Origin of the sequence: Cellulomonas sp. GbtcB1 (assembly GCF_019091725.1) — a bacterium.
GTDB lineage: Bacteria > Actinomycetota > Actinomycetes > Actinomycetales > Cellulomonadaceae > Cellulomonas.
Genome location: NZ_JAGXJG010000048.1, coordinates 23,437 through 35,745, shown reverse-complemented (window position 1 = coordinate 35,745; position 12,309 = coordinate 23,437). Strand labels below are relative to the sequence as shown.

Here is a 12,309-nt window from a genome sequence, read left to right as displayed (position 1 = left end):
ACCCGAGCCGATGAACCATCTTGGCATCAACTACTAGGCACACTGTTGAGTTCTCAAAGAACAGACGCGCATCCCCCCGTCCACCCTCATCAGGGCGTCCGGCCGGAGGCTCGGTTCCAATCTACCAGAGTTCCTGGCCCGCTTTCCGCGCCTTCCGGCGTTTCTTCGCGTTCCTGAACTCTACCAGAGCTTCTTTCCCGTCTTCACCGCCCGTTTACCGGGCGTTTCCGACGTTCCGAAACCCTACCAGGCTTTCCGACCCGCTTTGTCCGCGGCATTTCGCGGAGCAGAGCCAGGAGTCCCGGTCCGGCGCGACCGATGAGGCGCCTAAGCGCCTGGAGGTCGTACCGGGGGTTCGTCGTCCGCGGGACCAGCCATCGAGGTGACCCTCGGTGTCCGTTCCTCCCTGCCGGGCGACGAGGAGATACCTTACGCACGCCGTCCGACCGTCGTCAAACCGGCGGCGCGGGCGCTCCCCGCACCCCTTCCCACCTGGGCTTTCGCCCCGCGGCGGCCAGGGTGACCCCCGTCGGGAGCACCGGGACCTCGGTCCCAGCACCCTCGCGCTCGTCCCACCCTGACCCACGGCCCCGGAGCGCGCAACCCCGGGGTACGTCGACGCGCTCCCGGACCGCCTCGGCGCAGGGCGACCTCGCCCGCACGGCCGCACCGCACGTGCAGGGAGGGGCGCCCCGCACCCGCGGACCGCCCCTCCCGTCGTCGGCATCCGCCGACCTGCGTGCGCGCGGTGCCCGGCACCGCGCACGCCGATCAGGCGCCGGCCACCCGCGCCACCGCCAGCGTCCGCTTCCCGCGCCGCAGCACCAGGTACTCCCCGTGCAGCAGGTCGCCGGCCTCGACGACCGCGGCCTCGTCGGTGACCTTCCGGTTGTTCACGTTCGCCCCGCCCTCGGCGATCGCCCGCCGGGCCGCGCCCTTGCTGGCGACCAGCCCGGTCGCGGCGAGCACGTCGACGAGCGGGTCGCCGACCGCGACGTCCGCCGACGGCAGCTCCGCCACCGCGGCGGACAGCGTCGCCGCGTCGAGCTCGCCCAGGTCCCCGCCGCCGAACAGCGCCCGGCTCGCCGCGATCACCTTCTCGGTCGCGTCCACCCCGTGCACCAGGGACGTGACGTCGTAGGCGAGCGCCCGCTGCGCCTCGCGCGCCGCCGGCCTCGCGGCCACGGCCTCCTCGAGCTCCGCGATCTGCTCGCGGGTCCGGAAGGTGAACACCTTGAGGTAGCCGATCACCTCGGCGTCGTCCTGGTTGAGCCAGAACTGGTAGAAGGCGTACGGGCTCATCATCTCGGGGTCGAGCCAGATGGCGCCGCCCTCGGACTTGCCGAACTTGGTGCCGTCCGCCTTGGTGATGAGCGGCGTGGTGAGCGCGTGCACCGAGGCGTGCTCGGACTTGCGGATCAGCTCGACGCCGGACAGCAGGTTGCCCCACTGGTCGTTGCCACCGGTCTGCAGCGTGCACCCGTGCCGGCGGTGCAGCTCCAGGTAGTCCATGCCCTGCAGGATCTGGTAGCTGAACTCGGTGAACGAGATGCCCTCGTCGGACGCGAGCCGCCGGGCGACGGTGTCCTTGGCGAGCATCGTGCCGAGGCGGTAGTGCTTGCCGACCTCGCGCAGGAAGTCGATCGCGGTGAGCTCGCCCGTCCAGTCGAGGTTGTTCACCATGCGCGCGGGGTTGTCCCCGTCGAAGTCGAGGAACCGGCTGATCTGGGTCTGCAGGCGCTGCACCCACTCGGCGACGGTGTCCTTGGTGTTGAGCACCCGCTCCCCGGACATCCGCGGGTCGCCGATGAGGCCGGTGGCCCCGCCGACGAGGGCGAGCGGGTGGTGGCCGGCGAGCTGCAGGTGCCGCATGAGCACCAGCTGCACGAGGTGCCCGTGGTGCAGCGAGGGCGCGGTCGGGTCGAACCCCGCGTAGAAGGTCACGGGTCCGGCGTCGAACGCCTCGCGCAGGGCGTCGAGGTCGGTGGTCTGGGCGACGAGGCCGCGCCAGGCGAGCTCGTCCAGGAGGTGGGTCACGTCGTGCTCCTTGCATCGCGCGGCCGCGGGGCCGCACCGTCGGCGGAAGAGGTCATGCCGGCGTCGTCCCGCGCTGCGGGCTGCTTCCCGACGCCGGCCGGCGATACGCGGGCCGGAACGCGGACACCGTGGGCTCGCCGGCGAGCCAGAACCGCCAGGGGTACCGGGCGGCGTCGCCGCCCGGCCCCGACACACCGACCCGCGGCCCCGTCGCGTGCGCGCCGACGACCGCGTCGGGGTCCCGGTGCACCACGATGCGTCCCCCGGGCTCCGTGAGGTCGGCCCCGTAGTCGGACAGGTCCAGGCCGAGCGCCACCGCGAGCCGCGCCGGCCCCCGCGCGATCTGCCGGTCCGAGTCGACGACGCCGGAGCGCAGCCGCCGCTCCCGGGCGAGCTCCACGCCGTCGACGACCTCGCCCGCGCGCAGCAGCACCGCCGAGGCGGCGCCGGCGGGGCCGGTCACGACGTTGACGCAGTGGTGCAGGCCGAGGTGCCGGTAGACGTACAGCCGGCCGGGCTCGCCGAACATCACGGCGTTGCGCGCGGTGCGGCCGCGGAAGGCGTGCGAACCGGGGTCGGCCTCCCCCGCGTACGCCTCGACCTCGGTGATCCGCAGCGTCACGTCGCCCTCGTCGGACCGGACGGTGACGTGGGCGCCGAGCAGGTCCGGCGCGACGGCGAGCACCGGGCGCCCGAACCAGGTCCGCGCGGGCACGACGCCGGGGACGCCGCCCGGCAGCTCGGGCCCGGGACCCGGCAGCGACGCGGCGGGCACGGGCGCGCCGGGGTCGCCGGCCGTCGCCGCGGGCGGGACGGCGCGCGCGTCGCCCGCCCCGCTCCCCTCGACCGCCTGGCTCACCGGGCCATCCTGCCCCATGCGTCGACCCGCACGTCGGCGCGTCCACGCGTGCCCTCGCGGGCGTAGTGCGCCGCCTCGTCCCGCATCCACGTCCGCCAGTGCGGCAGCGCGTCCGCCCCGTCGCGCTCCAGCCCGCGCGCCAGCCGGGTCGCGTCGTCGGCCTCGACCCACACCAGCAGGGACAGGTCGGCCGCGCCCGCGAGCCGGCCCGAGCCGCAGCCCTCCAGCACGAGCACGTCGGGCACCGGCACGTCGACCCAGCCGTCGAAGCGCCCGGCGTGCCAGTCGTACCGCTGGAACCGCCCGGGCAGCCCGCGGCGCAGCGGCTCGAGCACCTGGGCGGCGAGCCGCGGCCAGAGGTCGCCCTCGAGCCCGGACCAGCCGGCGTACACGTCGTCCATGTGCACCACGTGCGCGCGCACCCCGGCCTCGGTGCACCGGCGCGCGATCCCCCCGGCCAGCGTGGTCTTCCCGGAGCCGGCGGGCCCGTCGACGGCGACCGCCCGCACGGGGCCCAGCCGCGGTGGCCGCGACAGCAGCAGGGGCACGAGCACGCCCGCGGCGTCCTCGTGCCCCTGCTGCTCGCGCGTCAGGTCCACGCGGCGATCGTGCCAGACCCCGCGGCGCCGCCGCGCCGCCGGGAGCGACCGCCGCGCCGCCTCACGCCACCGACGCCCGCAGCTCGGCGGCTCGCGCGCGGGCCCGGTCCAGCTGCTCCGCCACCCGCACCGGCGCCGTCCCGCCGTGCGCCGAGCGCGACGCGACCGACCCCTCGACGCTCAGCACCGACCGCACCTCGGGGGTGAGCGCCGGGTGGATCGCGGCGAGCTCGTCGTCCGTCAGCTCCCACAGCTCCACCGCCGGCTCGTGCTGCTCGCAGGCCCGGACGCACGCGCCCGCGACCTCGTGCGCCACCCGGAACGGCACCCCCTCGCGGACGAGCCACTCGGCGATGTCGGTCGCGAGCGAGAAGCCCTGCGGCGCGAGCGACGCCATCCGCGCCGTGTCGAACCGCAGCGTCGCGACCATGCCCGCGAAGGCCGGCAGCAGGACGGTGAGGGTGTCGACCTGGTCGAACACCGGCTCCTTGTCCTCCTGCAGGTCGCGGTTGTACGCGAGCGGCAGGCCCTTGAGCGTGGTCAGCAGCCCCGTGAGGTCGCCGACCAGCCGCCCGGCCTTGCCGCGCGCGAGCTCGGCGACGTCGGGGTTCTTCTTCTGCGGCATGATGCTCGACCCGGTCGAGTAGGCGTCGTCCAGCCGGACGAAGCCGAACTCGACGGTCGACCACAGGATGATCTCCTCGGCCAGCCGGGACAGGTCGACGCCGAGCATCGCGGACACCCAGGCGAACTCGGCGACGACGTCGCGGGAGGCGGTGCCGTCGATCGAGTTCTCCACCGGCCCGTCGAAGCCGAGGTCCGCCGCCACGGCCGCCGGGTCCAGGCCCAGCGAGGACCCGGCCAGCGCGCCCGAGCCGTACGGGGACACGGCGGCGCGGCGGTCCCAGTCGGCGTACCGCTCGACGTCGCGCAGCAGCGGCCACGCGTGCGCCAGCAGGTGGTGCGCGAGCAGGACGGGCTGCGCGTGCTGCAGGTGCGTGCGCCCCGGCATGATCGCGTCGCCCGCGGCCTCGGCCTGGGCGACCAGCGCGTCGACGACGTCGAGGGTCAGCCCGACGATGTCGCGCGCCGCGTCCCGCAGGTACATCCGCACCAGCGTCGCGATCTGGTCGTTCCGCGACCGCCCGGCGCGCAGCCGCCCGCCGAGATCGGCCCCGGCGCGCTCGATCAGCCCGCGCTCCAGGGCGCCGTGCACGTCCTCGTCGGACTCGGCGGCGACGAACGCCCCCGACGCGACGTCGGCGCGCAGCCGCTCCAGGGCGTCGAGCATGCCCGCGAGCCCCGCGTCGTCCAGCAGCCCCGCGGCGTGCAGCACCCGCGCGTGGGCCTGCGACCCCGCGATGTCCTGCGGCGCCAGCCGCCAGTCGAAGTGCGTGCTCTTCGACAGGGCGGCCAGGGCGTCGGCGGGGCCGCCGGCGAACCGGCCGCCCCAGAGCGCGCCGGCCTGCTCAGGCACCGTCGATCCCGCCCTGCGTGCCGAGGTCCTCCGCGTTGCCGAACTTCACGTCGCGCGCGGCGGCGAGCTTGGACGACAGGCCGTAGATCTCGATGAACCCGCGCGCCGCCGACTGGTCGAACGTGTCGCCCGAGTCGTAGGTCGCCAGGTTGAAGTCGTACAGCGAGGTCTCGGAGCGGCGGCCGGTGACCGTCGCGCGGCCGCCGTGCAGCACCATGCGCACCTCGCCGGAGACGTAGCGCTGGGTGTCGTCGATGAAGGTGTCGAGCGACTTCTTCAGCGGGGAGAACCACTGGCCGTCGTAGACCAGCTCGGTCCAGCGCTGCTCGACCTGCCGCTTGAACCGGGCCTGCTCGCGCTCGACGGTGACGTTCTCGAGCTCCTGGTGCGCGGCGATCAGCGCGATGGCGCCGGGCGCCTCGTAGACCTCGCGCGACTTGATGCCCACGAGGCGGTCCTCGACGATGTCGATCCGGCCGACGCCCTGGGCGCCCGCGCGGCGGTTCATCTCCTGGATGGCCTGCAGCGGGGTGACCGGCACACCGTCGAGCGCCACCGGCACGCCCTGGGCGAACGTGATGACGACCTCGTCGGCGACCGGCGGGAACGTCGGGTCGTCCGTGTAGGTGTAGACGTCCTTCGTCGGCTCGTTCCAGATGTCCTCGAGGAAGCCGGTCTCGACGGCGCGGCCCCACACGTTCTGGTCGATCGAGAACGGGTTGTGCTTGGTGGTCGCGATCGGCAGCTTCTTCCGCTCGGCGAACTCGATCGCCTTGTCGCGGGTCAGCGCCAGGTCGCGCACCGGCGCGAGGCACTTGAGGTCGGGGGCCAGCGAGGTGATGCCGACCTCGAACCGGACCTGGTCGTTGCCCTTGCCGGTGCAGCCGTGCGCGACGGTGGTGGCGCCGAACTGGCGGGCCGCGCGCACCAGGTGCTTGACGATGACCGGGCGGGACAGCGCGGAGACGAGCGGGTACCGGTCGAGGTACATGCCGTTCGCGCGCAGCGCGGGCATGCAGTACTCGGCGGCGAACTCGTCGCGGGCGTCGGCGACGTACGCCTCGACGGCACCGCAGTCGAGGGCGCGCTGGCGGATGACCTCGAGGTCCTCGCCGCCCTGGCCGACGTCGACCGCCACGGCGATCACCTCGGCGCCGGTCGCCTCGGCGATCCAGCCGATGCCCACGGAGGTGTCCAGGCCGCCCGAGTAGGCGAGGACGACGCGCTCAGTCATGTTCTTCTCTTTCGGTGTCGTGAGTGGTGCGGAGCGGGAGGGGGCGGACCGGCGCGTCAGCCGGTCGTCGCCAGCTCGAGGAACCGCGCGGCCAGCGCGGTGCCCTCGGGACCGTCGGCGCCCTCGCGGGCGATGACGAGGACGGTGTCGTCCCCCGCGATGGTGCCGAGCACGCCCGGGAGCACCGAGTGGTCGATCGCGGAGGCGAGGAACTGGGCGGCCCCGGGCGGGGTCCGCAGGACGACGAGGCTGCCGGACGCCTCGGCGGTGACGAGCAGCTCGGAGCACAGCCGGGCGAGCCGGGCGGCCAGGGCCTCGGCGTCGACCACGGGGGCCGGCGACCGGTCGCCGCCCTCCCCCGGGACGGCGTACGCGAGCGACCCCGTGGGCGTGCGAATCTTCACCGCGCGCAGCTCGACGAGATCCCGGGACAGCGTGGCCTGGGTGACGGTGACGCCCTGGTGCGCCAGCAGGTCGGCGAGCTCGGACTGCGAGTGCACCGACTGCCGGGACAGCACGTCGCGGATCAGCGCGTGCCGCGCGGCCTTGGTCGACGGCACCCGGCCGGTGGTGGCCGCGGGCTCGTCGGCCCGGGCGGACGCCGTCACGCGGCACGCTCCAGCAGCCAGGCCAGCAGCGCCTTCTGCGCGTGCAGCCGGTTCTCCGCCTCGTCCCAGACCACCGACTGCGGGCCGTCGAGCACCTCGGCGGTGATCTCCTTGCCCCGGTACGCGGGGAGGCAGTGCAGGACGAGCGCGTCCGGGGCCGCGAGGGCGAGCGCCGCGGCGTCGAGCCGGTACGGCACGAACGGCCGCTCGCGCTCGGCGGCCTCGGCCTCCTGGCCCATCGACACCCACGTGTCCGTGGCGACGGCGTCCGCGCCGGTGACGGCCGCGGCGAGGTCGTCGGTCACCTCGACGGAGCCGCCCGTCCCCGCGGCGATCGCGGCCGCCGCCGACACCACCTCGGCCGCCGGCAGGTACGCGGCCGGGGTCGCGATCCGCACGTGCATCCCCGCGGTCGCGCCGCCCAGCAGGTACGACTGCGCCATGTTGTTCGACCCGTCGCCGGCGTAGGCGAGCGTGCGCCCGCGCAGCGCCGCGACGCCGCCCCGGTGCTGGGCGATCGTCAGCAGGTCCGCGAGGATCTGGCACGGGTGGAAGTCGTCGGTCAGCGCGTTCACGACCGGGACGCCCGCGTACGCGGCCATCTCCTCGATCCGGGTCTGCGCGTGGGTGCGCCAGACGACCGCCGCGACCTGCGGGCCGAGCACCCGGGCGGTGTCGGCGATCGACTCCCGGACGCCGATCCGCGCGAGGTTGCCGTCGACCAGCAGCGGGTAGCCGCCGAGCTCGGCGACGCCCGTGGTGAACGACACCTGGGTGCGCAGCGTCGGCTTGTCGAAGATGATCGCGACGGCGCGCGGGCCGTCGAGCGGGCGGCGGTCGAACCGGTCCGCCCGGAGCGCCAGCCCGAGCTCCAGGACCTCGGCCTGCTCGGCGGGCGACAGGTCGTCGTCGCGCAGGAAGTGCCTCACGCCGCGCCCCCCAGGTCGTGCGGGAGCGCCGTGAGGAACGCGGTGAACGTCGCCGCCTGCTCGCGGGTGAGCACGTACGGCGGCGCGAGCCGGATGGTCTGCGGCGTGCACGGGTTGACGATGAACCCCTCGCCCAGCGCGCGGGAGGCGACCTCGGCCGCCACCGGCGCGGTGAGCTGCACCGCGATGAGCAGGCCCTCGCCCCGCACCTCCGCGACCAGCGGGTGGCCGAGAGCAGCGATCTCCGACCGCCACCAGGCGCCCAGGTCCGCCACGTGCGCCAGCAGCCCGTCGCGCTCGATCACGCCGATGGTCGCCAGCGCCGCCGCCGAGGCGACCGGGTTGCCGCCGAACGTCGTGCCGTGCTGGCCGCGGCCGAGCAGCGTCGCCGCCCGCTCGCCGTACGCGACGACCGCGCCGACCGGGAAGCCGCCGCCGAGGCCCTTGGCCAGCGTGACGACGTCCGGACGGGTGCCGCCGCCGAGGTGCGGGTGCTGGTGCGCGAGCCAGGTGCCGGTGCGGCCCATGCCGGTCTGCACCTCGTCCAGGATCAGCAGCGCGCCGTGCGCCTCGGTGAGCTCACGGGCGCGGGCCAGGTACCCGGCCGGCAGCGGCAGCACGCCGGCCTCGCCCTGGATCGGCTCGAGGAACACCGCGGCGACCGTGTCACCGCCACCGTCGGCGAACGCGGCCTCCAGCGCCGCGGTGTCGCCGAACGGCAGGAACTCGACCCCGCCGGGCAGCGGCTCGAACGGCTCGCGGTAGGCGGCCTTGGAGGTGAGCGCCAGCGCGCCCATCGACCGGCCGTGGAACGCGCCCTCGAGCGCGAGCACGCGGGTCCGGCGCACGCCGCCGGGGCCCTCGCTGTTCCGGCGCGCCATCTTGAACGCGGCCTCGTTGGCCTCGGTGCCGGAGTTCGTGAGGAACACCCGGGAGCCCTCGGGCGCGTCGGCGACGGCGAGCAGCCGCTCGGCCAGCGCGATCTGGGTCGGGCTCGCGAAGAAGTTCGAGATGTGGCCCAGCGTGCCGAGCTGCGCGGAGATCGCCGCGGTCAGCGTCGGGTGCGCGTGGCCGAGCGAGTTCACCGCGATGCCGCCGAGCAGGTCCAGGTAGCGGAAGCCGTCGGCGTCCCACACGTACGGGCCCTCGCCGCGGACGAGCACGCGCTGCGGCGCGCCGAAGGTGTCCATGAGCGCGTGGCCGTAGCGCTCGGTCCAGTGGGCCACGGAGTCGGCCCCGGCCAGCGCGGCGGGGTCCTGCGGCTGCAGGTGCTGCTCGGTCACTCAGCTCACCTCGGGGACGTGGGGGGCGGCGGGTGCGACCCGCGGGATCGGGGACGTGAAGGGCGAGGGGCTGGGCTCGTCGTCGGGCAGGACCATCGTGCCGATGCCGTCGGACGTGAAGACCTCGACCAGGATCGAGTGCGCCTGGCGGCCGTCGATGACGTGCGCGCGCCCGACGCCGCCCGTGACCGCCCGCCAGCAGGCCTCCATCTTCGGGCGCATGCCGGAGTCGAGCGACGGCAGCAGGTCGGCGAGCGCGCCCGCCCGGATCCGCCGCGCGAGCGAGGACCGGTCGGGCCAGGACGTGTACAGGCCCTCGACGTCGGTGAGCACGATGAGCTTGCGCGCGCCGAGCGCCACCGCCAGCGCCGCCGCCGCGGTGTCCGCGTTGACGTTGAGCACCTGCGTCGGGTCGTCGATGTCGGGCGCGACCGTCGAGACGACGGGGATCCGCCCGGCGTCGAGCAGGTCGTGCACGGCGCCCGGGTTCACCTCCACGACGTCGCCGACCTGGCCCACGTCGACCTGCTGCCCGTCGACCGTGGCGGTGCGCCGGCGGGCCTGCAGCAGGCCGCCGTCCTCGCCGGACAGGCCGACCGCGTACGGGCCGTGCGCGTTCAGGAGGCCGACCAGCTCGCGGGACACCTGCCCGGTGAGCACCATGCGGACGACGTCCATCGCCTCGGGCGTGGTGACGCGCAGGCCGCCGCGGAACTCGGACTCGATGCCGAGCCGGTCGAGCATCGCGTTGATCTGCGGGCCGCCGCCGTGCACCACGACGGGACGCAGCCCGACCTGGCGCAGGAACACCATGTCCTCGGCGAACGCGCGCTTGAGGTCCTCGTCGACCATCGCGTTGCCGCCGTACTTGACGACGACGAGCGCGCCGGCGAACCGCTGCAGCCAGGGCAGCGCCTGGATCAGCACCTCGGCCTTCTGGTCGGGGCGCAGGTCGGTCCGCGTGTCGAACGCGTCGTCGTGCGGGGGCGGGGCGTCGAGGCTCATGTGGAGTACGCGCTGTTCTCGTGGACGTAGTCGTGCGTGAGGTCGTTGGTCCAGATGGTCGCGGTGGCGTCGCCGGCGTGCAGGTCGACGTCGACGCGGACCTCGCGGGCGGCGGCCAGGTCGACCAGGTCGCGCGGCTCGCCGACCCCGCCGGCGCGGCACACCTGCACGCCGTTGATCGACACGTCGAGCAGCGCGGCGTCGTAGGCGGCGACGTCCTCCGGCACCGTGCCGACCGCCGCGAGCACGCGGCCCCAGTTCGGGTCGTTGCCGAACACGGCGGCCTTGAACAGGTTCGACCGGGTGACCGCGCGGGCGACGGCGACGGCCGCCTCCTCGGAGGTCGCGCCGGTCACGGTGACCGCGATGTCGTGCGAGGCGCCCTCGGCGTCGGCCACCAGCTGGCGCGCCAGGTCGGCGGACGCCGCGGCCACGGCGGCGACGAACGCCTCGGGGTCGGGCGTCACGCCGCTCGCGCCGGACGCGAGCAGCAGCACGGTGTCGTTGGTCGACATGCACCCGTCGGAGTCGACCCGGTCGAACGTGGTCCGGGTGGCGGCGCGCAGCGCGGCGTCGGCCTGCTCGGCGGTGACGACCGCGTCGGTGGTGAGCACGACCAGCATCGTCGCGAGGCCCGGCGCGAGCATGCCCGCGCCCTTGGCCATGCCGCCGACCGTCCAGCCGTCGCCGGCGACCGCGGCGGTCTTGCTCACGGTGTCGGTGGTCATGATGGCGGTGGCGGCGTCGGGGCCGCCTTCGGCGCTGAGGGCCGCGGCGGCGGTGTCGGTGCCGGGGAGCAGCAGGTCCATCGGCAGCCGCTCGCCGATCAGGCCCGTCGAGCAGACCAGGACGTCCCCGGCGGACGTGCCGAGCACCTCCGCGACGTGCTCGGCGGTGCGGTGCGTGTCGAGGAAGCCCTCGGGGCCGGTGCACGCGTTGGCGCCGCCGGAGTTCAGCACGACCGCGGTGGCGACGCCGTCGGCCACCGCCTGCCGGGACCAGACGACCGGCGCGGCGACGACGCGGTTGGAGGTGAACACGCCCGCGGCGACCTGCAGCGGGCCGTCGTTGACGACCAGGGCGACGTCCGGCTTCCCGGAGGGCTTGAGGCCGGCGGTGACCCCGGCGGCGCGGAAGCCGGCCGGCGCGGTCACGCCCGCGGTCTCGATGGCGGCGGTCACGGGGCGACTCCCTCGGTGGTGAGGCCGGTGCGCTCGGGCAGGCCGAGCGCGAGGTTCAGCGACTGCACCGCGGCGCCCGCGGTGCCCTTGACCAGGTTGTCCAGCGCGCACAGCGCGACGACCTTGCCCGCCGCCTCGTCGACCGTCACCTGGACGAGCGCGGTGTTCGCGCCGGTGGTGACGCCGGTGGTCGGCCACTCCCCCGCGGGCAGCAGCTCGACGAACGGCTCGGCGGCGTAGGCGGTCTCCCAGGCGGCGCGCACGGCGGCGGCGTCCACGCCGGGCGCGAGCGGGGCGGTGACCGTGGCGAGGATGCCGCGGGACATCGGCACCAGCACCGGCGTGAACGAGAGCCCGACCGCCGCGGCCCCGGCGACGCCGAGGTTCTGCTGGATCTCCGGGATGTGCCGGTGCGTGCCGCCGACCGCGTACGGCTGCGCGGAGCCGAGCGCCTCGGACGCCAGCAGGTGGGTCTTGAGCGACTTCCCGGCCCCGGAGTACCCGACGGCCAGGACCGCGACCACGTCGGCCGGGTCGACGACGCCCGCGGCGACGCCCGGCTGGAGGGCCAGGGTCACGGCGGTGACGTTGCAGCCGGGGACGGCGATCCGCCGGGCCTCCGCGAGCGCCGCGCGCTGGGCCGTGGCCGCGGTCTCCCCCGCGTGCAGCAGCTCCGGCATGCCGTAGGGCCAGGTGCCCGCGTGCTCGGTCCCGTAGAACCGGCGCCAGGCGTCGGGGTCGGTCAGCCGGTGGTCCGCGCCGAGGTCCACGACCAGCGCGCCGTCGCCCCGGTCCGCGAGCGCCGCGGCGATCTCGCCGGAGGCGCCGTGCGGCAGGGCCAGCACCACGACGTCGTGGCCGGCGAGCTCGTCGACCGAGGTCGGGGTCAGCACGCGGTCCGCGAGGGCGCGGAGGTGCGGCTGGTGCGCGCCGAGCCGGGTGCCGGCGTTGGAGTGGGCGGTGAGCGCGCCGATCTCGGCCTCGGGATGGCCGAGCAGGAGCCGCAGGGTCTCGCCGCCGGCGTACCCGGAGGCGCCCGCGACGGCGACGGAGAAGGACATGTGCATGACCATACACCCGAGTGCACAGTGATTCAT

The 12,309-nt window shown here is 75.1% G+C and carries 11 protein-coding genes; all 11 read right to left on the bottom strand.

The features are described 5' to 3' along the window. Positions 1–771: 771 nt before the first annotated feature. Positions 772–2,037: a tyrosine--tRNA ligase gene (gene tyrS / locus KVT14_RS15590; protein ID WP_217616488.1), complete on the bottom strand. Its 1,266-nt coding sequence runs from the start codon at positions 2,035–2,037 to the stop codon at positions 772–774. Positions 2,038–2,089: 52 nt separating this feature from the next. Then, positions 2,090–2,797, bottom strand: coding sequence for a DNA-3-methyladenine glycosylase (locus tag KVT14_RS15585; protein ID WP_254631047.1), 708 nt, complete (start codon positions 2,795–2,797; stop codon positions 2,090–2,092). A 95-nt stretch (positions 2,798–2,892) separates the two neighbouring features. Next, the gene (locus KVT14_RS15580; protein ID WP_308161113.1) at positions 2,893–3,495 is read right to left on the bottom strand and encodes a uridine kinase; all 603 of its coding nucleotides are present in this window, start codon (positions 3,493–3,495) and stop codon (positions 2,893–2,895) included. Between the two features lie 61 nt (positions 3,496–3,556). Further along, positions 3,557–4,972, bottom strand: a complete 1,416-nt coding sequence (gene argH / locus KVT14_RS15575) for an argininosuccinate lyase (protein WP_217616486.1) — start codon at positions 4,970–4,972, stop codon at positions 3,557–3,559. Next, complete coding sequence (locus KVT14_RS15570) at positions 4,965–6,206, bottom strand: argininosuccinate synthase (RefSeq protein WP_147793748.1); 1,242 nt, start codon at positions 6,204–6,206, stop codon at positions 4,965–4,967. The genes argH and KVT14_RS15570 overlap by 8 nt, the downstream gene beginning before the upstream one ends. A 56-nt stretch (positions 6,207–6,262) precedes the next feature. After that, a complete protein-coding gene (locus tag KVT14_RS15565; protein WP_147793749.1) occupies positions 6,263–6,814 on the bottom strand; it encodes an arginine repressor in 552 nt (183 codons plus the stop codon). Next, entirely contained in the window at positions 6,811–7,743 is a 933-nt protein-coding gene (argF, locus tag KVT14_RS15560; RefSeq protein ID WP_217616485.1) for an ornithine carbamoyltransferase, read from the bottom strand. Before argF ends, KVT14_RS15565 begins: the two co-directional genes overlap by 4 nt. Beyond that, a complete protein-coding gene (locus KVT14_RS15555; protein ID WP_308161112.1) occupies positions 7,740–9,026 on the bottom strand; it encodes an acetylornithine transaminase in 1,287 nt (428 codons plus the stop codon). Before KVT14_RS15555 ends, argF begins: the two co-directional genes overlap by 4 nt. Further along, the gene (gene argB, locus KVT14_RS15550) at positions 9,027–10,031 is read right to left on the bottom strand and encodes an acetylglutamate kinase (protein ID WP_217616484.1); all 1,005 of its coding nucleotides are present in this window, start codon (positions 10,029–10,031) and stop codon (positions 9,027–9,029) included. Then, on the bottom strand, positions 10,028–11,212 hold the full coding sequence (gene argJ / locus KVT14_RS15545; RefSeq protein ID WP_308161111.1) for a bifunctional glutamate N-acetyltransferase/amino-acid acetyltransferase ArgJ: 1,185 nt from the start codon (positions 11,210–11,212) through the stop codon (positions 10,028–10,030). The genes argB and argJ overlap by 4 nt, the downstream gene beginning before the upstream one ends. After that, complete coding sequence (gene argC / locus KVT14_RS15540) at positions 11,209–12,279, bottom strand: N-acetyl-gamma-glutamyl-phosphate reductase (protein ID WP_254631042.1); 1,071 nt, start codon at positions 12,277–12,279, stop codon at positions 11,209–11,211. The genes argJ and argC overlap by 4 nt, the downstream gene beginning before the upstream one ends. Positions 12,280–12,309: the final 30 nt, after the last annotated feature.

Coding starts and splice junctions, on each gene's coding strand:
- KVT14_RS15570 (WP_147793748.1), bottom strand. CDS start 6,206: ATGACTGAGCGCGTCGTCCTCGCCTACTCGGGCGGCCTGGACACCTCC.
- argB (WP_217616484.1), bottom strand. CDS start 10,031: ATGAGCCTCGACGCCCCGCCCCCGCACGACGACGCGTTCGACACGCGG.
- argC (WP_254631042.1), bottom strand. CDS start 12,279: ATGCACATGTCCTTCTCCGTCGCCGTCGCGGGCGCCTCCGGGTACGCC.